Source organism: Bacteroidia bacterium (assembly GCA_020852255.1).
Lineage (GTDB): Bacteria > Bacteroidota > Bacteroidia > JADZBD01 > JADZBD01 > JADZBD01.
Window position 1 is genome coordinate 34,617 of record JADZBD010000001.1, and the last position, 25,280, is coordinate 59,896.

Annotated in this window: 20 protein-coding genes; 7 read left to right on the forward strand and 13 right to left on the reverse strand. The window is 49.3% G+C overall.

Annotated elements, in window-relative coordinates; genetic code table 11:
- The first annotated feature begins 91 nt into the window (after positions 1-91).
- Complete coding sequence (locus tag IT233_00140) at positions 92-910, forward strand: PKD domain-containing protein (protein ID MCC7301027.1); 819 nt, start codon at positions 92-94, stop codon at positions 908-910.
- Between the two features lie 55 nt (positions 911-965).
- Here the strand turns inward: IT233_00140 and IT233_00145 are convergent, their stop codons facing one another.
- Genes IT233_00145 through IT233_00155 form a run of 3 tightly spaced genes read right to left on the reverse strand, consistent with a single transcriptional unit; the run spans position 966 to position 4,555 of the window.
- Positions 966-1,955, reverse strand: coding sequence for an NAD(P)H-dependent glycerol-3-phosphate dehydrogenase (locus tag IT233_00145; GenBank protein MCC7301028.1), 990 nt, complete (start codon positions 1,953-1,955; stop codon positions 966-968).
- Positions 1,952-3,469 (reverse strand): lysine--tRNA ligase, encoded by a 1,518-nt coding sequence (lysS, locus tag IT233_00150; protein MCC7301029.1) that lies wholly within the window; start codon positions 3,467-3,469, stop codon positions 1,952-1,954. Before lysS ends, IT233_00145 begins: the two co-directional genes overlap by 4 nt.
- Before the next feature lie 45 nt (positions 3,470-3,514).
- Entirely contained in the window at positions 3,515-4,555 is a 1,041-nt protein-coding gene (locus IT233_00155) for a LacI family DNA-binding transcriptional regulator (protein MCC7301030.1), read from the reverse strand.
- A gap of 429 nt (positions 4,556-4,984) precedes the next feature.
- Between IT233_00155 and IT233_00160 the strand changes: the two genes are divergently transcribed.
- From IT233_00160 to IT233_00180, 5 genes are read left to right on the forward strand one after another with little or no spacing between them, the layout of a single operon-like run.
- Positions 4,985-5,980, forward strand: coding sequence for a bifunctional phosphoglucose/phosphomannose isomerase (locus tag IT233_00160; GenBank protein ID MCC7301031.1), 996 nt, complete (start codon positions 4,985-4,987; stop codon positions 5,978-5,980).
- Positions 5,981-5,989: 9 nt separating this feature from the next.
- The gene (gene lipB, locus IT233_00165; GenBank protein ID MCC7301032.1) at positions 5,990-6,706 is read left to right on the forward strand and encodes a lipoyl(octanoyl) transferase LipB; all 717 of its coding nucleotides are present in this window, start codon (positions 5,990-5,992) and stop codon (positions 6,704-6,706) included.
- Entirely contained in the window at positions 6,703-7,869 is a 1,167-nt protein-coding gene (locus IT233_00170; GenBank protein ID MCC7301033.1) for a serine hydrolase, read from the forward strand. The genes lipB and IT233_00170 overlap by 4 nt, the downstream gene beginning before the upstream one ends.
- Positions 7,870-7,892: 23 nt before the next feature.
- The gene (locus IT233_00175) at positions 7,893-8,705 is read left to right on the forward strand and encodes a class I SAM-dependent methyltransferase (GenBank protein MCC7301034.1); all 813 of its coding nucleotides are present in this window, start codon (positions 7,893-7,895) and stop codon (positions 8,703-8,705) included.
- A 20-nt stretch (positions 8,706-8,725) separates the two neighbouring features.
- On the forward strand, positions 8,726-9,940 hold the full coding sequence (locus IT233_00180; GenBank protein MCC7301035.1) for an FtsX-like permease family protein: 1,215 nt from the start codon (positions 8,726-8,728) through the stop codon (positions 9,938-9,940).
- 15 nt (positions 9,941-9,955) lie between these two features.
- On the opposite strand, the gene IT233_00185 is transcribed toward IT233_00180, so the two are convergent.
- Positions 9,956-10,399 carry a hypothetical protein gene (locus IT233_00185; protein MCC7301036.1) on the reverse strand — a complete coding sequence of 148 codons (444 nt, stop codon included), beginning with the start codon at positions 10,397-10,399 and terminating at the stop codon, positions 9,956-9,958.
- Positions 10,400-10,418: 19 nt separating this feature from the next.
- Positions 10,419-11,318 carry a hypothetical protein gene (locus IT233_00190; GenBank protein ID MCC7301037.1) on the reverse strand — a complete coding sequence of 300 codons (900 nt, stop codon included), beginning with the start codon at positions 11,316-11,318 and terminating at the stop codon, positions 10,419-10,421.
- Between the two features lie 227 nt (positions 11,319-11,545).
- Here IT233_00190 and IT233_00195 point away from each other — a divergent pair, with 227 nt between their 5' ends.
- The gene (locus tag IT233_00195) at positions 11,546-11,740 is read left to right on the forward strand and encodes a hypothetical protein (GenBank protein MCC7301038.1); all 195 of its coding nucleotides are present in this window, start codon (positions 11,546-11,548) and stop codon (positions 11,738-11,740) included.
- Between the two features lie 51 nt (positions 11,741-11,791).
- Here IT233_00195 and queG read toward each other — a convergent pair whose 3' ends face one another.
- The 8 genes from queG to IT233_00235 all read right to left on the reverse strand — a co-directional run bounded on the left by queG (position 11,792) and on the right by IT233_00235 (position 25,172).
- Positions 11,792-12,703, reverse strand: coding sequence for a tRNA epoxyqueuosine(34) reductase QueG (queG, locus tag IT233_00200; protein ID MCC7301039.1), 912 nt, complete (start codon positions 12,701-12,703; stop codon positions 11,792-11,794).
- Positions 12,700-13,734: a Holliday junction branch migration DNA helicase RuvB gene (gene ruvB / locus IT233_00205; protein ID MCC7301040.1), complete on the reverse strand. Its 1,035-nt coding sequence runs from the start codon at positions 13,732-13,734 to the stop codon at positions 12,700-12,702. Before ruvB ends, queG begins: the two co-directional genes overlap by 4 nt.
- A gap of 1 nt (position 13,735) precedes the next feature.
- Positions 13,736-15,349 (reverse strand): SBBP repeat-containing protein, encoded by a 1,614-nt coding sequence (locus tag IT233_00210; protein ID MCC7301041.1) that lies wholly within the window; start codon positions 15,347-15,349, stop codon positions 13,736-13,738.
- A 39-nt stretch (positions 15,350-15,388) separates the two neighbouring features.
- On the reverse strand, positions 15,389-16,069 hold the full coding sequence (locus tag IT233_00215) for a hypothetical protein (GenBank protein ID MCC7301042.1): 681 nt from the start codon (positions 16,067-16,069) through the stop codon (positions 15,389-15,391).
- A gap of 22 nt (positions 16,070-16,091) precedes the next feature.
- A complete protein-coding gene (locus tag IT233_00220; GenBank protein ID MCC7301043.1) occupies positions 16,092-17,948 on the reverse strand; it encodes a hypothetical protein in 1,857 nt (618 codons plus the stop codon).
- Positions 17,945-20,845 carry a hypothetical protein gene (locus IT233_00225; protein MCC7301044.1) on the reverse strand — a complete coding sequence of 967 codons (2,901 nt, stop codon included), beginning with the start codon at positions 20,843-20,845 and terminating at the stop codon, positions 17,945-17,947. Before IT233_00225 ends, IT233_00220 begins: the two co-directional genes overlap by 4 nt.
- A gap of 91 nt (positions 20,846-20,936) precedes the next feature.
- Positions 20,937-23,288, reverse strand: a complete 2,352-nt coding sequence (locus IT233_00230) for a gliding motility-associated C-terminal domain-containing protein (protein ID MCC7301045.1) — start codon at positions 23,286-23,288, stop codon at positions 20,937-20,939.
- Positions 23,289-23,291: 3 nt separating this feature from the next.
- Positions 23,292-25,172, reverse strand: coding sequence for a gliding motility-associated C-terminal domain-containing protein (locus IT233_00235; GenBank protein ID MCC7301046.1), 1,881 nt, complete (start codon positions 25,170-25,172; stop codon positions 23,292-23,294).
- Positions 25,173-25,280 lie beyond the last annotated feature (108 nt).

Genomic DNA, 25,280 nt, shown 5'->3' on the forward strand with positions numbered 1-25,280 from the left:
AACTACTACTGTACAGGTAATATTCGACGAATCTTTATATAAGTATATAACGTGAACTGCGGAATTTTGTTTCAGACAAAAAACAAGCACTATGAAAAAGCTCTTACTCCTTCCGGTTCTTTTGTTATTCATAAAGGACCCCTGTTTCGCTCAGAATTGCCAGGCTTCTTTTACCTGGAGCCAGGGCGGACCAAACCAGATCATTTTTACCAGCACCTCCACCGGTACGAACTCCGGCACGATGTACTACTGGAGTTTTGGTGATTCCCAAACAAGCTGGACACAAAATCCGGCTCATACGTACGCTAACCCCGGTATGTATATGGTGTGTTTAACCATTTTTGACTCCATGCAATGCCAGAGTTCTTTCTGCGACACTATTCAGGTGACAGGGCAACAAGGCTGCCAGGCCAATTTCACCTTTTCCGTAAATGGGAACACGGTTACTTTTACAAACACCAGCAACGGAGGTTCATGGTATTCCTGGACATTTGGCGACAATGGCACCTCCACACAAACCAGCCCCACGCATGTTTACACGAACTCGGGCACCTATATGGTTTGCCTTATTATTCAAGACAGCAGTTGTGTGGACTCCATTTGCCAGTATGTTACAATAGGTTCCAGCGGCTGGAACGACGGACCTGAAAACGTGAAGGGTGTTTCTCTCTATCCGAATCCTTCCTCCGGAAACAGCAGTCTGGAAATTCTCACCGGCGCACCGGCAGATCTCACAATTGAACTGCTTGATATTACAGGCAACAAAATTGAAACCATTGCGGGCGGGAAGTTCAGCGAGGGGCAACATACGTTCCGGATTTCCACCGGTAACATTCCCGCGGGAATTTACCTGGTAAAGATTTCTGACACTAAGGCATCACTGACGAAAAGACTCACGGTTATTCACTGAACACGCACGTGAGTTGAGTAAAAGGGGCGCCACGATGGGGAAGGCGCTCCTTTTTTTATGTCATGCGGTCTGCTAGAATCTTCATTTCTACTCTTGGGGAGATGCGCTCATACAGAATATTATATACGGCGCTTGTTACCGGCATATCCACATTCAGCTTTTTATTGATCTCATACACACACTTCACCCCATAATACCCTTCCGCAATCATATTCATTTCAAACTGTGCGCTCTTTACACTGTATCCTTTCCCGATCATGTTGCCGAAGGTGCGGTTACGTGAAAACTGAGAATAGGCCGTCACGAGCAAGTCGCCAAGGTAAGCGCTGTCTTTGATATCCCTTTCAATAGGATGCGCGGCATCCACGAAGCGTTTGATCTCCTGTATTCCGTTCGTTATAAGTACCGCAAGGAAATTATCTCCGTAGCCCAGCCCGTGGCAGATACCTGCTGCAATGGCAATCACGTTCTTCAGCACCGCGGAGTACTCTGTTCCGTAGATATCATCACTCACCGAGCATTTGATATACCGGCAGGAGAGCATAGCTGCCAGTTCCCGGGCGTGTTCCTGTCCCAGCGAAGCAACGGTCAGGTAGGAAAGTTTTTCAAGTGCTACTTCTTCTGCATGACACGGACCAGTGATCACCCCCACTCTTTCCGCCGGTATTCCGTATTCATTCATCAGAAATTCTCCCACAATGGTATTCTGATCGGGAACAATGCCTTTGATTGCAGAAAAAATTACCTTGCTCTTGAGGTCTTCTTTACCTACCGGGATCAGCACTTCCTTTAAAAAGGCTGAAGGAACCGCAAGAATCACTCGTTCTGAACCGTTAAGAACCTTTTTCAGATCAGAACTTACCTCCAGTTTGCCGGTATCAAACTCCGCTGAACTGAGATACTTGGGGTTGTGCCCGTACTTTCGGATATGCGCCGCCGTGTCATCATCCCGCACCCACCAGTGTATCTTATCTGTGTTGTTACAGAGAATCTTTACCAGCGCTGTTGCCCAGCTGCCGCCGCCGATGATGGCTATATCCTTCATGCTTTTTCGGGTCTCATCTGAGGAAATAACAGCACGTCTTGTATGCTGGGGGAATCGGTGAGGAGCATGCAGAGGCGATCGATGCCGAATCCGATTCCGCTCATGGGAGGCATGCCGTATTCCATAGCACGGAGAAAATCATGATCAATGAACATGGCTTCATCGTCGCCCCTTTTCATCAGCTCCATTTGCTCTTCGAACCGGGCACGCTGATCCAGCGGGTCATTAAGTTCGGTATATGCATTCGCTACTTCCTTTCCGTTAATCATGAGTTCAAAACGTTCTACGAGGCCGGGCTTACTTCTGTGCTTTTTGGTCAGGGGGCTCATTTCCACCGGATAATCCGTGATGAACGTAGGCTGAATGAAACTGCGTTCGCACTTCTCTGAAAAAATCTCATCAACGAGCTTACCCTTTCCCATAGATGCCTCGGTATGAATACCCAGTTTCCGGCAGGTTTCCCTTAATTGCGATTCATCCATCACTGAAACATCCACCCCGGTTTTTTCAAGGATAGCTTCGTGTATACTGATCCGGCGGAAGGGAGCTTTGAAGCTTAGTGTTGCATCCCCGCACTTCACCTCGGTGGTACCATGCATGGCCAGGGCAGTCTTTTCCAGCATCTGTTCGGTAAAATTCATCATCCAGAAATAATCCTTGTAAGCGACATAGAATTCAAGGATGGTGAATTCCGGATTGTGGGTGCGGTCCATCCCTTCGTTCCTGAAATTCCGGGAGAATTCATATACAAAATCATATCCTCCTACCACGAGTCGCTTCAGATACAGTTCATTTGCGACACGCAGGTAAAGAGGAATATCCAATGCATTATGGTGCGTAATGAAAGGCCGCGCGGCTGCTCCGCCGGGTATGGGCTGCAGAACGGGGGTATCTACTTCCAGTGCTCCATGATTGTTGAGAAAATCGCGGATGGTGCGTATCATCACCGAACGCCGCGTGAATGTTTCTTTCACGTGCGGATTGATGATCAGGTCAGCGTACCGCTGACGGTACCGGAATTCCGGATCCTCCACGGCATCGTGTGCCTTCCCGTCCGCATCGGTTTTCACAATGGGAAGTGGTTTCAGAGATTTAGAAAGCATTTTCAGGGAGGTCACATGCACGGATATCTCTCCCACCTTCGTTTTGAAAACAAAACCGGTGATTCCCACAATATCACCGATGTCGGTGCATTTCTTCCAGAGAATATCATATGGCCTTTTATCTTCTCCCGGGGCAATATCGTCTCTTCTTATATAGATCTGTATTCTGCCGCTGTGATCCTGCAAGACGGCGAAGGCCGCTTTTCCCATATCCCGAACACTCATGATCCTTCCTGCAATTGAAATGGTCTGATACGAGGAGGCATCTCGTTCAAAATTCATCAGGATATCACCGGCGGTGGCATTCACTTCAAACATCTCCGGAGGATATGGATCAATTCCCATTTCCCGGATCTCTTTCAGTTTCTCCCGGCGAACCAATTCCTGCTCAGACAAATGTTCCATAGTAATACGATTGACAGGCAAAGATAGTAAGGGAAAGGGAGCGGTGAAGCGCTATTTAAGGTGACTGCCGCAGGATTTACGGATCACCAGACTCGTTTTCAGAACTTCGCTCCGAGGCTGTACGGTTTCCGGACGCATGATTTGTTCAATAAGCAGGCCAACGGCTTTTTCCCCGATCTCTGAAAGGGGCTGTGCCACGGCCGTAACGGGGGGATAGCAAAGCTGAAAGGCTTCCACATCATCGAAACTTGCCAGGGCAATGTCCTGAGGTATTTTCAGATCCAGTTCACGGATGGTCTCCAGGCAGGAAAGCGCAAGATTGTTATTCAGCAGAAAAACCGCGTCGGCCTTTACCGACCTTGAAAGAAGATCCTTCAGTTCCTTTTTCATGCTGTTCCGGATATCGTCGAAGGGGATCTCGCGTACGAGACGGGGATCGAACCGGATGCCGTGTTTCTTCAGCGCTTCCTTGTATCCTGTAACCCGGTCACGGATAGAACTCAGGTGGGAAGGAGAAATGGTGAGCAGCGCAATGCGTGAATATCCCGTAGTGATAAGGTGTTCCGTCATGCTTAAAGCACCCTCAACATTATCCACGAGCACCTGGGTACACTCAAACCGGGGCAGGTAACGATCAATAAGTACGAAGGGGAACTGCTCCTTTTTGAACCGGGAAAAAATCTCCGGCTTCTGCTGCGTAGTGGCCACAATAATCCCGTTCACCTGCTGCCGGTCTTTGAGCAGCCGGATCAACTCCGCTTCTCTCTCCGGATCTTCGTCGGAAGAACAAACCATGAGATGATACCCGTGCAGAGCCGCCTTATCTTCCACCGCGCGAACGATCTTAGAATAGAATACGTTGGAGATATCCGCCACCACCATTCCCAAAATGTTTGACTTTCCTGTACGCAATCCCCGTGCTACCAGATTGGGATGATAATTCATCTGCACCACCATCTCCCTCACCCGCCGCTGTGTTTCAGGGCTGATTCCCTGCTGATCGCCCTTATTATTCAGCACCAGGGATACCAGTGTTTTAGACACTCCCAGGACCTCTGCTACATCCTTCAGCGAAACTTTTTTCTGATTCATTCCGGTCATAAATTTAGAAAGGTCCCGGGATTCAAATGAAATAAAACAGAAATTGTTTAGAACTCTAAAGTGCTGACTGGATGAGATTTACGGTCCTCTGTACCTAATCAGCTCAAAAAAAATGGGACGGAGATAAGCAAAAGAAGCTGTGTTTAGAAAAAAAGCACAATAATCTGTTGAAAACAGAATGTGCAGGTTGCTGATTAAATGCCTAAAAAAAAGCAAATTTGAACCCGTTCTGTAAGGAGTTCTTATGAAGCACATAAAAGAAAACACGCGTTCTGCCCCCGGACTGCATATGATCGTTTTTTGGTCCACCATTGCACTCTGGAGTATCGTATTGCTGGTCTACCTGGTAGTTTAAAGACCCAATCTCTCTGAAATAGAGGCAATTCCTTATCTTTGTGCCCCCCTAAAAAGGTAGTGGCAATGGCATTATCCATGGAACAACTGATTGCGGACTTTCCTGCACAGCTGGAAACAGCCTCAGGGATCGGGCCGTCGTTTGGACCCCTTCCGGAAAAAGCGGCGTTGCATTCAGTACTTATTTGCGGATTAGGCGGTTCCGGGATTGGCGGAAGTATTATTTCCGAGCTGGTCTGTTCCACCTCTCCCTGGCCGGTGAATATTTCCAAGGACTATGATCTGCCAGCATTTGCAGGTAAGAACACGCTTGTTATTATTTCCTCGTATTCCGGCAATACCGAAGAAACCCTGGCCTGTATGGAAGAGGCTCTGAAACGTAAATGCAGCATCATCTGCATTACTTCCGGAGGAAAAGTAATGGATGCAGCACGCACGCATTCCCTTCCGGCCTATATTCTTCCGGGCGGAATGCCCCCGCGTTCCTGCCTGGGATATTCTTTAACCCAGCTGGTGAAGATCTTTGCACATTATGGTCTTACCGGCAATACATGGAATAAAGAGATTCATGCTACCCTTACATCCCTGAAAAAAAATCAGGTCGCCATCCGGAGCAAAGCCAAAGAAATTGCCGTGAAGCTGAACGGAAAATATCCTGTTATTTATTCAACATCGCACTGGGAAGGCATCTGCATACGGTTTCGCCAGCAACTGAACGAAAATGCCAAGATTCTTTGCTCTCACCATGTACTTCCAGAGATGAATCATAACGAACTGGTGGGATGGAGAACAAAAGATGAGCACCTGGCCGTGATCACCTTCCGCGACCGCAACGAATATACGCGCAATGATCTGCGATGGAAACTACTTCTGGAAGTAGTGCAGCAATACACCCCGAACATTACTGAAATTTACGCCGAAGGAAATTCCCGTCTTGAAAAAGCCCTGTATCTGATCCACCTGGGAGACTGGATCTCCGTGGAACTCGCTGCCCTGCGCGGCGTAGATGCCATTGAAGTAAAGGTGATTGATCACCTCAAATCAGAACTGGGGAAACACTAAGCCCCCTGCATGAAACCTGCCGTTCAGTATCGCGACCTTGGGCTCATAGATTATGCCGGGGCCTGGAAATACCAGGAGGAATTGTTTGCTTCCATAACCGGAACAAAAGTAAGTAACCGCGACCGGGAAGCGGATCTCATCACCCTTCCTGAAAATTACCTCCTGCTCTGTGAACATCCTCATGTTTTTACGTTAGGAAAGAGCGGTGATATTTCCCACCTGAAAACAGATGAAGAAGAATTGAAAAGGCTAAATGCCACCTTTTTCAGAACCAACCGCGGAGGAGACATCACCTATCATGGTCCCGGGCAAATCGTGGGATATCCTCTACTCGATCTCGACCAGTTTTTTACAGATATCCACCGCTACCTGCGCGGAATCGAAGAAGTGATCATACGAGCCCTTGCCGATCACGGGATCAATGCCGCCCGGTTTCCCGGCTATACCGGAGTGTGGATAGAACCTGAATCTCCCGTTCGCGCGCGAAAGATCTGCGCTATCGGTGTGCGCACCAGCCGTTGGGTAACCATGCACGGCTGGGCCCTGAACGTGAATACCGATCTGAGCTGGTTCAACCGCATTATTCCCTGCGGTATCAGCGATAAAGCCGTTACTTCCATGAACCGGGAGCTGGGAATGCACGTAGAACAGGAAGAGGTGAAACAAAGTATACTCCGCCATTTCGGAGATGTATTTTCCTGCGAAATCAACCGGTTACATCAATGAAGATTCTGAAACGCATCGTTCAATATTTTGTGCTTCCACTGGCATTGCTGTGCCTTGGACTCTGGGTTACCGGACATGGCTATCTCTTCAAAGGAGTCTGGAATACTTACCTGAAAGGACGTACCGGCCCTTCCGCCACCGAACATGGTATTTTTGAGAACCGCAAGGTATATGCAGGTCAGGGTATTGGGTGGCCGCATGCCGCAGAATACAACTCCCGGACAATTCCTCCCGCCTTTCTCAAGGATTTTGAAAACATGGAAACCGGAAGTTATATCATCGTGCGAAACGATAGCCTTATACACGAACAGTACTGGGATGGATTCTCCGATACCTCGCATTCGAACAGTTTCAGCGTTGCCAAAACTTTTGTCAGCATACTGGTCGGGTGTGCAATACGTGACGGCAGCATTCAAAGTGTTGATCAGCGGGTGGGAGATTTTCTGGAAGAATTTAAAAACTCGCCGCTTACCATCCGTCACCTGCTTACCATGTCATCCGGAATAGGATTCGATGAAGACTATAAGAATCCCTTTTCTTACCCCGCACGCGCTTATTACGGAAGCAATTTGCGGGAGCTTACGCTTTCCTACAAACAGGATGAAACACCGGGAAAGATTTTCCGTTATCTCAGCGGAAATACCATGTTGCTCAGTTTTGTTCTGAAAAAAGCCACGGGACAAACAATCAGCGAATATTTCTCCTCTCAACTCTGGTCGCCTCTCGGTGCAAAGGAAAGCGCCTGGTGGAGTCTGGATCACGCCGACGGAGATGAAAAAGCATATTGCTGCTTTCACTCCAATGCGTCCGATTTCGCGCGCATCGGTCAGCTGTATCTCGACAGCGGACGGTTCCGGGGTGAACAAATTGTTCCGGCAGATTTTGTCTCAGAATCTGTACGCCCTGCCCCGCTGGTAGATGCCGACGGAAAGCCCAATGAGAAATACGGATTCTCCTGGTGGATACTTCCCGACCATAAAGGACATTACATCTATTACGCCCGGGGTATCCTGGGGCAGTATATTATCTGTATCCCGGATGAACGCATGGTAGTCGTCCGGCTCGGAGAAAAGAGGGAAAAGCGCGCCGGAGATGAGCATCCCGCCGATCTGCTGTGGTACATCAACTGCGCTTTGGAGCTCTATGGAAAACGAGTTCCCTGATTTTTGTAATTTCGTTGCGCAGTATGCATTACGACCCTATTAAAAGATCCCTCGGGAATATATTTAACAAGTCTCCTTTCCTGCGAAAAGTGTTCTACGTCTTGCTGGATCTGCTGCTGCTCCGCGCCTGGCACGTTCACAAGGTGCTCAGGGAATGGCGGTCCGTTCAAACGCCCGGACAGGCAGCCGAAATTCTGGATGCGGGTTCCGGCTTCGGACAATATTCGTATTATCTCTCAGGATTAAACCGGAACTGGAACATTACCGCGGTGGATGTGAAACAGGAACAGGTCGACGATTGTAACCGGTTTTTTCAACAGGCAGGAAGAAATAATGTGCGCTTTGAACTGCAGGACCTCACCCGATACGTTGTGCCCGGAAAATACGACCTGGTGCTCTCCGTAGATGTAATGGAACACATTCTTGAAGATGTTCAGGTATTCCGGAATTTCCACGCTTCCATGAAGCCGGGGGGCATGCTGATCATTTCTACTCCCAGCGACCAGGGGGGATCCGATGTACATGAAGGCGAGGATACCTCATTTATTGAAGAACATGTACGGGATGGTTACAATATCAAAGATATTGAAGATAAACTCCGCCAGTCTGGTTTTTCAAAAGTAGATGCCCGTTATTCCTACGGAACACCCGGAAAGATCGCCTGGAGGATCTCTATGAAATGGCCCATCCTGATGCTGGGCGCTAGCAAGCTGTTCTTTATTATTCTTCCCTTTTATTATCTCTTACTCTACCCGGTGGCGTTTGTGCTCAATGCAATAGACACCTCAGAAACCCATTCAACAGGAACAGGTCTCGTTGTAAGGGCCTGGAAGTAATCCTTAACTTAGCAGGGAAGATGTCATTCCCCTTTTTCGTCGCGCGGCGTTACCTGGTGAGCAAAAAGTCCACCAATGCGATCAACCTGATCGCCATTATCTCTGTTGTTTCCGTAACAACGGGAACAGCAGCGCTGGTAATCGTACTCTCCGCGCTGAACGGAATGACCGATATTGTGAAATCGTTGTACAACTCCTTTGATCCTGATATCAAGATCCTTCCTGCGCAGGGTAAAACATTCATTCCGGGGGATCCCTTCAGCAAAGTGGAAAATATTCCGGGAGTGAAATACTACTGCGAGGCTTTGCAGGAAAATGCGCTGGTCCGGCATGATGATAAACAGCATGTTTGCGTTGTAAAAGGAGTGGGGAAAAGTTTCCGTGCACTCACAGGATTGGATTCTGCAGTAATTGCCGGCCGGTATAACCTGGATCACGACACCATTGTACCCTGTTTACTGGGCGGCGGGGTGGCAGCAAGACTGGATGTGGCCATCACACAGTACGGTATTCCGCCCATGATACAGTTTTATGTTCCCCGGCGCGACAAACGTGCGGTAACCGGGGAAGAAGATGCATTTTATATCGGGCTGTGCTATCCTACCGGCGTATTTTCACTTAACGATGATTTCGATTTCAAGTACATGCTCATCCCGTTGGAGGATGCGCGTAAAATCCTCGGGTACGGAAAAGAGGTGAGCTCCGTGGAGATTGGACTGGACGCCGGAGCGGATGCCGATGCGGTGAAAGAAAAAATACAAACGCTGTTAGGCGGGAACTTCACGGTAAAAACACGTTTTGAGCAAAACGAAGTTCTATTCAAGACTCTGCGTTCTGAAAAGTGGTGGACCCTGCTGATCATGGCATTCATCATGGTGGTGGGAACATTTAATGTGATTGGTTGTGTAACCATGCTGATCATCGAGAAAAAGAAGGATCTCTACATACTTTCCGCCATGGGATGCTCACTGGGAAAAATCCGGCGCATATTTTTGCTTGAGGGAATGCTGATTGTATTCTCCGGTGCAGCAATCGGACTGGGTATCGGGCTGCTGGCCTGCTGGCTGCAGCAAACCTTTCATCTGATACCATTCAGTGAAGGATTCATCATTGATTACTACCCAGTGGACATCCGGTCGGGCGATCTGCTGGTGATCCTTTCGGTAGTTGGAATAACGGGAGTGGTTGCAGGCTGGCTGCCGGTACTGCGCCTGAAGACGGCTCAGTTCACCTGAATACGAACTAAAATTCTACTTTTCTGTTTTGAAACCTACCAGTATTGCCACGCATCCGGTAGGAATGATCTGGTTATCTCCGGTATACGGGGGAATTATCACTTCCACCTTAAGCTGCTGGGTGTTATTCACTCTGAAATCAAAGAAGTCAGCATCATCATGCTCGGCTGAGTTGTATAGTACGTTTCCGGTCATGTCCTTGACTTTGAACTGCACCGTTCCGAGAATAGGCTGTCCGGTAACCACTATACGGTAATCCTGTCCGGAAAAAAAGTTCATGATAATCTCCGCATTATCACCCGGGCGCATTGTAGTGTTATTCGACTGGCCGTTGCTGATAAACGGACTAAGTTTCGGTAGAGCGGATTTCTTGACAAATCCCTTACACTGCGATTGCACCGGGGGTGTCAACAGCATCAGGGCTGTAAAAAGAACGAAAAATGTCAATGACCGTTTCATGGTATAGTAGGTTGGTTAATCAGATGGATACAACTTTGGTTCTCATCTCTTCCGCCATTTTCGTAATTTTTTCTAACTGCTCCGGGCTAAGGGTATAGGTTGCGCCCCCTCCAATGGTTGTTACCTTTGTGCTCTGATCGGTGCTTACGCTGGTTGCGCCTCCACCGGCCGTCATGCCGTCGTAAACATTCTTCAACGCATTCAGGTCAGCCAGAATTTTTGCCACTTCCGCATCATCCTGGTAAATGCTTAGCAGCATCACCAGGTTATCCAGTGAACCTTTCAGATCCGCAATGCGCTTTACAATTTCCGCATTGTTCTTGGTTGACTTTGCAAGTTGTGTGCCAAGATAAAGTCCTTCGATCCACCCACCGGCCATAATCAGTGCTGACACACCGGGCCGTTGATTCTCTTTCAGGTATTCGTCGGTAGCGAAATACGAGTCAGTGATAATGCTTAGCAGTGAATCGTGATTTCCCTGGTTGCTTTCCATGCTGCTGATGGTTTCATCCGAGAAGGCTCCGGTGATACCAAGTGCGTCGGCCAGACGGCGGGCGCTTTTCAGATAGAATATACTTTCCTGCGTACGATCGAAAATGGTGGTCATACTCAAATCCGTACCGTAAACGCCCAGGTTCAGCGCCTGCTTACCGGAAGTGTTGTATTTACTGATGTTCTCCGGATCGTTGAGCATCTTGGGATCATACTGTGCACCGGCTTTCTTCACCAGGGTTGCCAGCTCAATAGGAGAAGGTATCGAGTAAAAGACATTCTTTGCCGACTGCCCTTCCGGGGTGGCAGGTATAGAATCTGCGGTTACGTTGTCCTGATTCGCTTCGTCGGAACCACATGAAACTAAGGAGATTGCGCCCGCCAGAAAGAGGGCGCTAAAGGCTAATGGTCTGAAAAACAGGGCCATGGGTTAAGTGATAAGGGTTATACTTACTTTAGAGCTCAAGGGTTTCAAAAATAGGATAAAATCCACCAATAAAGGCACTGATTTTTAAACCTTTCACTAAGAAAGTGCCTTGCTTTTGTTAATAAACAGGATACGGAAAACACAACATTTCGGCAGATTTGCCGTAATCTTATTTTGCAGTACACTCCCCCGTGACAAGCACCCTCATTAAGGACAAGAAAATGCAGATGTTGGAAATGAGTAAACTCATTCTTCAGAAGGTGAGTTTTGACAAACAGTTATTTGCCAAAGAATTAAAGAAAGCCGTTTTATGGCTTCAGCCCGATCAGAAACTCATGCTGAAGGTGTGGTGCCTCACCACTTTCGGTGAAGTCTACCGCGACACCATCATGGATGTGTTCCGGAATCTGACGAAGACCTGAGTTTTTTCCTTACCGTACTATTAAAACAGATAACGGCGCGTGTCAACCGGATCATCCCGCCGCAAACGTTACCGTGTTCTGTAACTTTTTTAATCCGGCTCTACTCAACGGACTCTCACTAAAACGACGCACGAAAACTTCTTCTGTCAGCTCCTCCCACTCGCGCGGAGTGAGCGGAGGTGTACCCAAAAAGGCAGGTTCGCTGTGGGGCCGGGAAAAACGATTCCACGGACATACTTCCTGGCAGCTATCGCATCCAAAAACCCATCCCTCCATCTTCTCTGAAAACTCGGGCGGTATACGATCCTTCAACTCTATGGTCAGGTACGAAATGCATTTCGAAGCGTCTATTTCATATGCGTTCGTTAACGCTCCTGTAGGACAGGCCTCCAGACAGGCTCTGCAGCTACCGCAGTGATCTGCGACCGGCGCATCGGCTTGCAGCTCTATATCCAGGATCAGCTCTGCAATAAAAAAATAACTGCCTGCGTTTTTCGTGATCAGATTGGTATTCCTTCCCACCCATCCCAACCCACTCCTGCGCGCCCAGGCCTTGTCCATCACCGGCGCTGAATCTGTAAATGCCCTGCCATCTATCTTTCCTATTCTCTCCTCCAGCTTTGTGTGCAACACGCGTAATTTTTCTTTTATCACCCCATGGTAATCCTTCCCGTACGCATACCTTGATATCTTCACCTCCTGAAATGGCTTCTCTTCCGCCGGATAATAATTCAACAGCAGTGATACCACTGACTTTGCCCCTTCTACCAGCTTCTCCGGATTCAGCCGCTTGTCGAAATATCGTTCCATATACGACATCTTTCCGTGACGGCCTTCTTTCAGCCAACGCTCCAGCCGCGGTGCTTCCTCTGAAAGAAATCCTGCCTTAGATATCCCACAGTGTGAAAATCCCAACTCCAGTGCCGTCTTTTTGATGAATGCGGAGCGCTCCGTAAGGTTCATTCCTCCTGCCCGAATAATGTGCCGCGGTCGCGCCCTGGTGTTTTGCCCAGGTGTCTGTACGCCGCATCAGTTGCCTCTCTCCCGCGCGGGGTGCGTACAAGATATCCTTCCTGAATCAGAAAAGGCTCATACACTTCCTCCAGCGTGCCTGCCTCTTCTCCCACTGCTGTGGCAATGGTGCTTATCCCCACAGGTCCTCCTTTGAATTTTTCAATCAGCGTGCTCAGAATGCGTACATCCATTTCATCCAGTCCGTTCTTGTCAACATTCAACGCTTTGAGAGCGTATTGTGCAATTTCGATATCAATTTTTCCGCTGCCCTTTATCTGTGCAAAATCTCTCACCCTGCGCAGCAAGGCGTTGGCAATGCGGGGAGTGCCGCGGCTTCTCCGCGCAATTTCTTCGGCCGCGCGGGATTCCATTTCCACTTTCAAAATATCGGAACTGCGTGTGAGTATACGTTCGAGCAGTTTTGACTCGTAATAATTCAGGCGGGAATTAATCCCGAAACGGGCGCGTAAGGGCGAGGTCAGCAATCCGGAGCGCGTGGTGGCTCCCACCAGTGTAAATGGATTCAGTGATATCTGCACACTACGTGCGTTTGGTCCGGTATCAATCATGATGTCAATCCGGTAATCCTCCATTGCTGAATACAAGTATTCCTCCACCACCGGACTCAATCGGTGGATCTCATCTATAAACAATACATCATTGGGCTCCAGTCCTGTTAGTAATCCGGCCAGATCGCCGGGCTTATCAAGCACCGGACCGGAAGTGATTTTGATATTCACTCCCAGCTCGTTGGCAATGATATTCGCCAGAGTGGTCTTCCCCAGTCCGGGCGGCCCGTGAAGCAAAACATGATCCAGGGCTTCTCCTCTCTGCCGGGCGGCCTGTACAAAAACCAGCAGGTTTTCCACCACAGCTGACTGCCCGGTGAAATCACTGAATTCGCGCGGGCGAAGTGCCCGCTCAATTTCCTTTTCTTCAGGAGAGAGATTCTCAGGGTCCGGATCAATGTTGGGATTCACCTCAGTTCAACTTCACAAATTTGGCATTCCCTAACGGCATTCCGTCCATATCCCGCACATTTATAAAATATACTCCTCCGTTCAGATCCTCCAGTTGGATTAATCCGGTATGATTCATCTCAAAAACTCTGATCAGCTCTCCCGCTGCATTCATCAGGCTTACTGTATAATTCCCGTACAGATCTCTCAGGCGGATCTCTATTTGATCTTTTGCAGGTACAGGAAAAAGGGTAAGAGAACCGGCACCGTACTCTTCCGTTCCAAGCGGATAGGTTAGTTTGGCGATAAAACCTTCATCAAAAACATTTGAGTTGAGTGTGTTGGATCCAAAGCTGCAAGAGGAACGGAAATAACCGGTAACATACACATTGTTGCTCGCATCAATGCCAATTCCCAATCCCTGATCCTCGTCCTCGGCGCCGGCAGTAGCCAGCCATGCGGCCGTGCCGTTGGCAGGATCGCATTTGGCAACAAAAATATCTGTGATACCGGTTGTAGCAACCACATTGGCATCAAAGGTGGTGGTGCCGTCGAATGATCCTGCAAGAAGAAGATTTCCGATGGCATCCCGCACGATACCCAGGCCATGATCATTTCCCCAGCCGCCGTGACTTTTGCCGAAAACAACATTCCCCGTATTATCGTACTTCATAAGGAACACATCATGACCTCCGGCACTTGTAAAAGAGGAGGTGCCGAACGTAGCGCTGCCGTCGTAGAAACCGGTTACGTAACAGTTTCCTGCTCCATCGGCGGTTACACCCAATCCGTTGTCATTGTTGCTGCCGCCGCCCTTTTTCACCCACTGCCAGGTTCCGGTGGCCTGATCAATCATTCCCACAAAAACATCATCGCCCCCGGTTGAAGACATGGCCGCGAGGGGCGGAAATGTACAACTGTTGCGAAAAAAGCCGGTAACGTACAGATTGGAACCTCCGATACACAGTGCCATGCCCTGATCGTTACCGGAACTTCCACCCTTGGCGCCCCAAAGACAAGCGCCATTGGAGGCATCCAGTTTTGCTACAAAGATATCGCCCCATCCGGAGCTGGTGAGATTGTTGGGTCCAAAGGTCACGGACGACTGGAAGAAGCCGGTAATAAAAACGTTATTAGCACCATCGGAAACAATGCCGTAAGCGTAATCATTCTGTGATCCACCCAGTTTAACGGCCCACTGCTCCACTCCGCTGCTGTTGTATTTGACAACAAAAATATCGTTCCAGGCTGCAGCTGCAATATTGAAAGAGCCGAAAGTCATGGAAGCCGCGTTGTAGGAACCGGCGATGTAGGCATTTCCGGCATTATCCACACAAATGGCATAGGCCGCATCGGCGAATTGTCCGCTACCTTTTTTTGCCCAGAGGCAGTTCCCGGAGGGATCATATTTGGCAATAAATACGTCATTATCACCTCCGGAAATAAGTTGAAAACTACCGAACGTAGCGGTGTCCTGAAAAAAGCCTGTGATGTAACTGTTTCCGGCCGCATCCACAGCAACAGATGTTCCCTCATCGTAGCCGTTACCGCCCAGACGGTTTGACCAAACCCATGACTGGGCTGAAATTGTTGTTACAGAAACAAGAGCGAACAGGCAGGTAAGAATGTGGTGCATAACAGGGCTTTTTAGGATAGGTAAAAATAAGGAAATCCTCTAAGGTTTAGTTAAAATGCGCCTCAGAAATAATGCCCGGTATACCTCCCCCCAGAGTACCATGAATTTCAGGTCATAAATGGGTGAATTATATGCCATGGAACTTACTTTACGTCCGACCAATGCAAAACGGTACCCCACATCAGCCCCGATGGCAAAATACCTCAGAACCCGGTAGTGAACGGAAACGGAAGGCTCATAAAGAAAAACCGGCTGTTCCAATTCACGAAATTCATTGCCGCCTGCCGAATACTCATAAAACATTTGTCCGAAACCCAGCTGCACGGGTATGCTGAGTTCCCAGTTCTTTCGGCTGTAATAAACATATTCGGCAAAGTAGCTGAAATAAACCATGCGGAGAACGGAGGGCACTGTATCCGGAAGGTTGTACTCGTTAAGAACCGGTTTTAAATAAATGAATGGGGTCTGATCTCTCCCCGCTTTAAACTCCGGTTTTTTCAACCAGCAGAACCCGGCTCCCATGCGGAATGTCTTATTCCATTCAGCACCCACCCGTGCATGAAGTACAGGGGCGCTGAATCCGTAGATAAAGGTGTTGCGTGTGCCGATGCCGCCGATGAGCCTGGGACGTACATCAAAGCGGATGGTATCCGCAGATGAGGCAGAAAGCAACAAAGCGGAAAGAAGACTCAGAACCGTGAACTGCACTCTACAATTCATGCTCAAAATTAGGGCATTTTACTCAGTATTCCGTTTCCAGGGCTGGTGAAACTGCACGTACGCCGTCTTTGTAATGATACATGATGCAATAGGAATAACGATTCCCCATGTACAGTTGTGTATCTGTCCAGGAATCTGTCTGTGATGGCACGGATAAATAAAAACTTAAAGGGTCACTGCCCTTCGCCCGGTAAATGCTCACAGAACGTACATCTTCCGGTGTACGAAAAAACAGATGAATACAATGCAGGCTGAGATCGGCTTTTATGGAATCCAGTCGCACCTGCCGGTTAACGTACTGTATACTTCTTGTTTCTGAATACGACTGATTTCCGGATGCATCCTTGCTCCTGAAACGTAACTGATAGGTTCCGGGCTGCGGTAAACTGTCATTTACACATTTCCCAAGGAGAGAATCCGGAATGAAGCGATTGAATCTGCTCCCGCTGTTCTCCCATTCCAGAAAAGTGCTGTCTGAGTTACCGGCAGAGAAAACCGCACCGCACCGGAAATACTTCCCTTCTGTTTCGAAACAAATGAATGAGGGTACGGGAGGAGGAAGTGTATCCGTCCTGAAAACCAACAGGGTATCGGACGGGGCGGAACTGTTGTGATGCTCGTCAACGGCGCGAATGAAATAAAATATTTCCGTTGTCAGGGTAAAAAGCGAGACCGTATCCGTGAATAACGTATCCGAAACGGGTGCACTGCTCCTCTCAGTGAATTCCTCCTGCAGGGCATTGGCGCGAAACACGCGGTAATAGGATGCGCCGGAGGAGCTCCACTGCAGTGTAACCAGCCCTTTCCTGTTACAGAATCCGTTCAGGTTTCCGGGTGCACGTGGCGGAATCGTATCGGGAACAAAATAATAAAACGGGAAGGATGCGTATTCCCCGCAGCAAATTCGTACATAACGAAAGGGGTCTTTGGCGGTAAAACGAATCTCGTTCGGTGTGCATTGCGTTGCGCTTTTTTTATCCTGCTGGGAGGTCACACTGTCGCCCGTGAATACCTGCCAGTTCCCTTCCCGGCACCCTCCCCGGTATTTAAGGACAAAAACATCGCCCGTATCTTTTCTTATTTCTTCAATCAACAGGTCTCCGCCGTGCTGAGCAGGTTTCCACACGATTGTTTTGCTCTCCATAAAATTTCCGCGGCGCCCGAACGGATCTATGCCGCACACCCTGTAACGGTAATTTCCTTCTACAGATGTGGAATCTGAAAAATAAACGGTGCGTGAAGTATCCGCCGCACTGCGCAAGGGCGTGATCAGCGGTAAACCGGCCGTTTCCCAATCGCCGGAATCTCTTTTCCGCTCTAACTTGTATCCTGTGTACTTTGCACCTGAAGGTTCTTCCCACTTCAGCAAAATATAATCCGCCCCGGGAATCGTGATAAGACTATCCGGCTCCGGAAGTTCCGGCAATTCCTCCTGCAGTTCTGTATTCACCCCGGCCAGCTGCAGCTTCACGCGGAGGCATCTGAACGGTAAATGCCAAATGCCGCCGCATCCTGCCGTACGTGCACAACCGAAATCACGGTCGAGCACCGAAGCAGCGAGCTGAAGCATTGTTCCCGTGCAGCGCAGTGGATCTGACCATACGGCCAGCGTGAAGCGAAAAGCCGGATTTGCTTCTACCTGCTTTCGCCAGGCTGAATCCTTCAGCGGCAAGGATCTGACCTGGAAACTCAACTGCTCTCCGCCCTGACCATACACTACCAGTGCTGCTCCTTCACGCAGCATCTGGTGCAATAAAATGCTGTCGAGTACCGCCCAGCGGACCAACAAGGTATCATTGCTCTGTAACCACTTCCCGGCTACTTTCTGTGCATTGGTGCTCAGAGAAAATAAAAGAAATATCCCCGCGAGGTATTTCATGGTCCGGTAAATGTGCAGTTATTTCCCGCCTCCAGATCAAAGGAACAGGAACCGTTCACGATACCCAGGATCGAATAGCTGCAGGCCACGTGACCGTGAAAATATCCGGGGTTGGGTCCCCTCGCGCTAAGCAGCATGGCCAGTGAACCATTCAGTAATGTAATATCAAAATCACCCCGGCACCAGTCGGCATGGCACCAGTCCGGCTGCAGATGACCTTTGATTCCGATCACGCCCTGAAGGTGCAGATACATTTGTCCCTGTGCCATCCACCCATTCATTCCCGGTTCTGCAATCGAACCGCAATGCAGATTGGGATTCAACCGTGTGAGCATCAGGTCTAATCCACATCCATACTGGAATCCTCCGTATAAAGTGAAAAAATCCCAACCTGTTTCCTTATACAGGGAGGAACCTATGCGTATGCCTCCCACAAATCCCTGTCCTTGCCCGAGCGCCTGCAGATCGCGCTGCTGCATAATTCCGGCATTACTCACCAGAGTACTCACCTGTGACGGTACCGGCAATGGCGGATCCAGTAAATTGCCGACCATAAAATAGGTATTGGCCGTGGCCCAGCCTGCCAGGGTAACCTGCGAAGGTGCGGCAGGGCGGCCGGCCATAAAGTACCAATGCACGGGGTCGATGTGCAGGCCCGCTGTTCCCTGTCCGCTTACCTGATCACCTGCCTTAATACTAACGCTGAACTGGGCATCAATGATCCTGTTCACCGGGTCGAAGAGCAGTTGTGCCTGTCCTTTCACCGTTGCGGGCTTTCCTGCTCTTTCCGCAACAGTAGCAAGCATGAATACATTTCCCTTCAATTTCACGGAACTGATTCCGCCTCCGGAATGAAAGTTCACTTCAAGCATCACATCACCATTGGCGGCTCGTTCCGAAGGAGTGTAATGAAACGTACACCCTGCCTTTAAGCCGAACGGATACTGCGCGTCGGGCAGATAGCGTTGCGTAACCGGACCGGGTGGTAGTCCGAGCGCAGCAATGTACTGCTCCGGTGTGGTTTTCTCAGGGCGCATATTCCTGCATAATCCGCCACTAAGACTTCGGATGGAAAATCCACTGACGCCAAGAGGAATCGTCACCGGAATATGAACGTCGGCATACCAGTAGCGGAAACCGCTGTTTCCGAAAACACAGCTTGCTGAAGCGGTATCGCGAAGAACATCCCGCACCATAAATTTCAGGGCTCCGCGAAAACCGGTTCCAAACTCCGGATCATTTTCGAACGAGGCCGCAATTCCTTGCAGATAAAACGCTCCCGTTTGCACATTCACCGAAATGCCGCCGATACGTAATTTATCGAATTTCCATTTTACTTTCTGTACGCTGTAGGGGTGATCACCCGGATAGGTCACCGTTTCTGTTTCATGTTTCATTTGTACCATCACACGCACCGAGGCGGAAAGCGGCTGCACGGGATCATCGGACAAATTCAGGGAAAGATCGGCTTTAATGGATGGTTTCTGGGGGTCAACTATTAACGACAGTGAGTGGATACTCAAAGGATAATGGTGAAGGGTGTTACTCCCGGACGAAGTAAAAGCAAACACGCCGCGAACCAGGTAAGGTGGTTCTGAGATCATGGTGAGCTCGTTTACGTCCAGTTTCCCTGTTCGGAAGGATGGATCTCCGAAAGAAATTCTTCCGTTAAGAACCAGTTTGGGTTTAAGCTTGCCCTGATGCTTGACCACTTCTATAAAGGAAGTGGGAAAAACATCTACACGGGAATGCATCGCCTGAAAGGAAAGATCGTTGCCGGCTGACAGTAAGAAACGGCAATCCGATTCTTTGAGCGACTCATTGTACGTCAGCGAGGCGGAATAATTCAGCTGCGCTGCCGAATCCATCAGCGGAATGCGGATCTTACCGTTGAACGCTCCTCCCTGCAGCCGGTTACACAGCCATTTGGCCGAGAGGGCATCCACAGAAAATCCCCATCCGTCCATATCGGCTCCTCCGTTAATCACCACGCCGTTTACCTGTATCTGACCTGAAAATCCGGCTTCATCAATCAAACATTTTACCGCCCGAACTGTGGAGCGTGTACCGGAAGATGAAATAGCCCGGGGGAGGGTAATGTTCAACTCCTCCAGGTAAAAACCTGTCCACAAAGGCAGTGTGCAGGAATACCCCGCAGGAAACTGCATTCCGGCCGCATTCTTTATTGAACTCATGTCCACCACCGCACGGGAAACGGAAAACGACCAGTCTTTTAGTCCACGGATACAAAAGGGTGTGATGCTTACTTCCGCCAAAAGATCATTCAGATCCTGTGTGTAGCATTGGAACACGGCCTTCACCTCTTTTTCCCATGTCCTGGCGGAATCCGGCAATAATTTTTCTCTGGAAAAAATAAATTCTCCCTTTAACTGAACGCCCTCGTAACCGTTGCAGTTCCAGTCTACATAATTATTTCCGTCGGCGGGGAATCGGAGTTTAAGTCCGGGGAAGAGATCGATGGTGTGGTCACTCACCAGCATTAAACGCGCCTGTGGTCCGCCGATCACTCCCCTGGGATTGAACATCACTCGGCGGGCGGCAAAACAGATTTTCCGGCCGGCGCCGGGAAACTGCAAAGCCATATAGGCATTGAAATATGCGCCTTCCGGAAGAAAAACAGCGGAGTCAATGGCGATGAGATAGGAAAAATTTCCAATCTGCCGTCGAATACCAACCGGCAGGTCTGCCAGGGAATCCGGACCATGGTCGCCCACGATCCGGTTCTCTGTTTCCACTTTCTGCAAAACCGACAATACCAGCAACTGTCCGGGATCCGGAAGCGTATCCTGCGCACGCGCTGCTCCCAAGAGAAGCAGGAAGGCGCAAAAAAATAATACCGCCCGCCGGGGAACACGGTTCAGATCTGTCCTGTCCATTTGCATAGCGGGACAAATGTAATTGCGTAAAAAAGCCGGAGGTGTTTCCCCCGGCTCTATTTTAGAACCAATCTGGTTTTATTTTAAAACCTCACTTCTTTCCACGTCCCATCACCGCCACCCATCCCGCTTTCACTGTATTCTTGCTGTCGGCCACCCACAAAACAAAATAATACACTCCATCGCTCACATCCATCGCATTCCAGTTGTTGAGGTAATCCGCGGTCTCGTAAATAAGATTTCCCCAGCGGTTATAGATCACAATACGGCTGCCAGGAAACTGATCCAGGTTATCGAAAACAAGGTATTCGTTGTGCGAATCGCCGTTGGGTGTTATCACGTTGGGAACTGAGATAGAATCCACAATCTCCAGGCAAATATTGGCCGTGTCGCGACAACCAAGATTACTCACTACTACGAGTTCTATGCAATGGGTTCCCGAACCCTGCAAATACTGAGTGGGAGGATTTTGAGAAGTAAAAGAAGAATCTCCGAAGTTCCAGAACCAGGCAATAATATTTCCACTTCCTCCTGTGGAACCGTCGGTTACGCTGAAAGGAGTAGAACTTGAACCTGCCATTGGATTAACTGTAAATGCTGCGGTGGGACCGGCCAGGCTGTTCACCGTTCCTGTTGCAGTGGTGGTACATCCGTTCGCATCGGTAATGGTTACAGTGTAAGTGCCACCGTTCAGATTTCCCAGTGCTGCTCCGTTACCGTTAACAGGTGCCCAGGAATACGTGTATGGTCCTGTTCCTCCTGTTACATTCACATTCACGCTTCCGGTACTCATACCGCAGGTGTCGGCCGCAGTGGTAGTGGGCGCGCTCATGGGTGCCGGCTGTGTAACGGTAACAGTGGCTGTTGTACTGCAACCGTTAACGTCCGTAATAGTTACCGTGTAGATTCCCGCGGCCAGGCCGGTGGCAGTTTGCAAGGTCTGAGAAGAAGGTGACCATAGGTATGAATACGGAGGAGTTCCTCCTGCCGGATTCACACCCGCGCTTCCGTTCGTTCCGCCGGCACACGTTACATTTACCAGTGCCGATGCTGTTGCAAGTAACTGCCCCGGCTGTGTGATGGTTACAGTGGCCGTAGCTGTGCAGCCATTGGCATCCGTGATGGTGACCGTATAAGTTCCTGCCGTCAGCCCGGTTGCGGTGGAATTAGTACCGCCTGAAGGTGACCAGTTATATGTAAAGGGTGCCGTTCCTCCGGAAGGTGTGGCGGTAGCTGTACCGGTAGACTGACCGAAGCATGCCACATTCGTAGAAGTGGCTCCCGCCGTCACCGGATTGGGTGAACTAATTACAATCGTGTCCATTCCTGCAAGGCAGGCTGCATCACTCACTGTTACGATGTACGTGCCCGGACACAACCCTGTTGCAGTTTGTGTGGTTTGCACCGGCACAGTATTCCAGGTGTATGAATACGGCGGCGTTCCACCGTTCGGTGTTACGGTAGATGTTCCACTGCAAGGATTACATGCTGAACTTCCGTTGGTAGCTGTTACAGGTAATACTCCGCTCTGTGGTACACAGGTGGTGCAGGCAGTGGTTTGCCAGTAAAGTCCGATCATCATCAGGTTGAAACAATCAGAACCGTTTCCGTCGGCGCCAAACGTTGAATTGGTCTGAGAACTTGTAACCGTAGTGCTCTGGTCTACAAAATTCCACCAGTCGTCCGCAATGTTGAAATACGGGCTGCCGTTCACACTCACCATTCCGCCGATGCTTTGAAAATCGGCTATGATCAGAAATCCACGGGCGAGGCTGGGTGTGGCGCAAACAGATAAGCCGGTCATAGTACTGGGATTCTGCGTTCCTATTCCCACATTACAACCATCCCAAATCACAATGTCGCCCAGATAAGTCATTGAAGGGTCGGAATAAATAATGATCAATGTAGCACCGTCGGCATCGTTACCAGGGGTTGTGGTGCTGGTAGGCAAACCGCTCACCATATAATTCCCATTACCCTGAATAATGGAAGTCACATCCGCACGGTAAGAGTAGGTGCCGCTGTAACCCCAGCATTTATCCTGACAGTTTCCGATCATGGTCATGGGAAAATTCTGCGTAGTATTTGCCGGATTGGTGATCGTTGCGGTTACCGCCATTCCGTTTCCGGAAGCATCCATGTATAAAAATGCTTTTTCAATCACAGCGCAAACAGGAAGTCCTGCAATGGAATAGGTTGCAGGCTGAAGAACACCGGGAGGAGAAAAACGCTGTCCCAGTTTGTTGGTAGCGGTTACATAATTCAGGCCGCATTTTGAAAGAGTGTACGTTTGCCCGAGTGAACCACTGCCGTCAAAAGGTGCCGGAATTTTTGCTGTGGTAGTGTTTGGTGGCGCACAGGTGCCGGGGACAATCTGCGGAGTGATTTGTCCGAAGAGTGAATGCAGAAATACTAATCCTGTTAACAGTGAAAAGAACTTCATGATCTATTTGTTTTTTAATACCGTTAGATAACCGTAACGCACCGTGTTCTTTCCGTCGTTCACAGTCAGAATAAAATAATAGGTTCCATCGCTCACGTTTTTTGCATTCCAGTCGTTAGCATAACTGCCATTCTCGTAAATAAGATTTCCCCAGCGGTTATAGATCATCAGGCGGCTTCCGGGATAGGCTTCCAGATTTTTAAATTCCAGCATGTCATTCTGCCCGTCGCCATTGGGTGTAATCACATTCGGGATCATTACACTATCGGCAATCAGGATGCAATCTGTAGTGGAATCCGTACATCCCAGGCTGTTGGTAACAATAAGTGTAGCACAGTAATTTCCCTGCGTCGTATATGTTTGCGGCGGCGGATTCTGTGTGGTATAGGTGTTGGTTCCGATGATCCATGTCCATGCCACAAGGTTCCCTCCTCCTCCGCTGGAACCATCACTGAACTGCACGGGTTCGTTTGTAGCATACGAAGTTTGGGATGTATTAATCACCGCTGTGGGTCCGGCGAGATTTCCCACATTCTGACTCACCGTAGTGGTACAACCATTCGCATCCGTTATAACACATGAATAGGTGCCCGCATTCAATCCGGTTGCGCTGGCGCCGGTTTGTCCGTTCGACCACTGGTAGGAATAAGGGCCGGTTCCTCCCGAAGGGATGACGGCGGTAAAGCCGGTTCCGATAGAGCAAGTATCGGTTCCGTTTGCTCCGAGAACCGTTAGTGGTAGTGGTTCAGTAACGGTGACCGTTCCGGTATACGTACAATTTCCGTCGGAAACCGTAACGGTATAAACGCCTGCTCCAAGACCGGAAATGCCGGGAGTAGTAGCCCCGGTGGACCAGTTGTATGTGTAAGGCCCCGGACCTGTAACGGTAATATTGGCTGAACCGTTGGTTTGACCATTACAAAGAATATTGCCGGAAGTAAGCGAGAGGCCGGGAATTCCTATGTTCACACAAACCGTATCGCTGAAAGAAGCATTGCTGCATCCGTAAGTTACTGTGGCCTGGTAACAGGTGTTGGTAGTAGGAGTCACGGTGATCTGTGCTGTGTTGCCCACGTTCTGCAGGTTTGAAAGATCGGTCCAGGCAATGGTATAACTGGTGGGTGGTCCGGAAGGCGACCAGCGGTAGCCATCATTCGTGACCTGCCATTGCGTCGGATAATTTCTTCCTGTTACAAAATCTGCCTGTGTGCCATTGTTATTGTGCAGACCGTGAATAGCCGCACCTCCGTTCCAGGTGGAGCAGATCTGGCTAAGCATAATATGTGTTTCGATGATATTGGTAGTTTCAAAAAGAACCATCTGTCCGGTGTAAAGCAGGTTATTGCAGGAGAAATAAGGAACATTTTCAAAGCTGACCACAAAATACCTGAAGGGGGCGGTACCGTAGGTGTTGTAGCGGATAATCCCACCAACACTGGGATCTATATCCACCCATGGACCCATGATGGCATCCACAGGAGTCATATTGGTGAGATAATTCGGATCCGGAATCGCCGCATTGATCGGCCAGGGAGAATATTGATTGGCCTGAGTGAGATCGAAGCAGAGGTAATTGTTGGTGGAGATCAGCAGATCCGTGTGCGGTGTTCCGTAAAAACAAAAAGTAAAACCGATGGGAATAACACCGGAATATTCATCATCCACCGGCACGGGCAGCACGGTTCCCTGGTTAAAAGGAACAACCGGAGCGTAAGGGATTGATGCCACCGTATAGGCGGTGGACTGCGGGATATTAGTAACAGAAGCTGTGAGTGTTGCATTTCCTGCACAAAGCGTGGTATCAGTTCCGGCATTGATGAACTGGTTCTGTGCGATACAGACACTTCCGAAGGCAACGAAAAACAGGAACGGGGCGATCCTCATAAACTCTGGAATAGGTAATCTCTTAATAATCAGACTATAAATATACCCATGAGGTTGCCTCCCGCGGCGAGGTATTTTTAAAAATTCCGGGTTGCCCGAACACACTGA

Excerpts from the sequence above, each read along its gene's own strand:
- IT233_00140 (MCC7301027.1), top strand. The coding sequence starts at position 92 with ATGAAAAAGCTCTTACTCCTTCCGGTTCTTTTGTTATTCATAAAGGAC.
- IT233_00145 (MCC7301028.1), bottom strand. The coding sequence starts at position 1,955 with ATGAAGGATATAGCCATCATCGGCGGCGGCAGCTGGGCAACAGCGCTG.
- IT233_00155 (MCC7301030.1), bottom strand. The coding sequence starts at position 4,555 with ATGAATCAGAAAAAAGTTTCGCTGAAGGATGTAGCAGAGGTCCTGGGA.
- IT233_00160 (MCC7301031.1), top strand. The coding sequence starts at position 4,985 with ATGGCATTATCCATGGAACAACTGATTGCGGACTTTCCTGCACAGCTG.
- lipB (MCC7301032.1), top strand. The coding sequence starts at position 5,990 with ATGAAACCTGCCGTTCAGTATCGCGACCTTGGGCTCATAGATTATGCC.
- IT233_00170 (MCC7301033.1), top strand. The coding sequence starts at position 6,703 with ATGAAGATTCTGAAACGCATCGTTCAATATTTTGTGCTTCCACTGGCA.
- IT233_00175 (MCC7301034.1), top strand. The coding sequence starts at position 7,893 with ATGCATTACGACCCTATTAAAAGATCCCTCGGGAATATATTTAACAAG.
- IT233_00180 (MCC7301035.1), top strand. The coding sequence starts at position 8,726 with ATGTCATTCCCCTTTTTCGTCGCGCGGCGTTACCTGGTGAGCAAAAAG.
- IT233_00185 (MCC7301036.1), bottom strand. The coding sequence starts at position 10,399 with ATGAAACGGTCATTGACATTTTTCGTTCTTTTTACAGCCCTGATGCTG.
- IT233_00190 (MCC7301037.1), bottom strand. The coding sequence starts at position 11,318 with ATGGCCCTGTTTTTCAGACCATTAGCCTTTAGCGCCCTCTTTCTGGCG.
- IT233_00195 (MCC7301038.1), top strand. The coding sequence starts at position 11,546 with ATGTTGGAAATGAGTAAACTCATTCTTCAGAAGGTGAGTTTTGACAAA.
- queG (MCC7301039.1), bottom strand. The coding sequence starts at position 12,703 with ATGAACCTTACGGAGCGCTCCGCATTCATCAAAAAGACGGCACTGGAG.
- IT233_00210 (MCC7301041.1), bottom strand. The coding sequence starts at position 15,349 with ATGCACCACATTCTTACCTGCCTGTTCGCTCTTGTTTCTGTAACAACA.
- IT233_00215 (MCC7301042.1), bottom strand. The coding sequence starts at position 16,069 with ATGAATTGTAGAGTGCAGTTCACGGTTCTGAGTCTTCTTTCCGCTTTG.
- IT233_00220 (MCC7301043.1), bottom strand. The coding sequence starts at position 17,948 with ATGAAATACCTCGCGGGGATATTTCTTTTATTTTCTCTGAGCACCAAT.
- IT233_00225 (MCC7301044.1), bottom strand. The coding sequence starts at position 20,845 with ATGGACAGGACAGATCTGAACCGTGTTCCCCGGCGGGCGGTATTATTT.
- IT233_00230 (MCC7301045.1), bottom strand. The coding sequence starts at position 23,288 with ATGAAGTTCTTTTCACTGTTAACAGGATTAGTATTTCTGCATTCACTC.
- IT233_00235 (MCC7301046.1), bottom strand. The coding sequence starts at position 25,172 with ATGAGGATCGCCCCGTTCCTGTTTTTCGTTGCCTTCGGAAGTGTCTGT.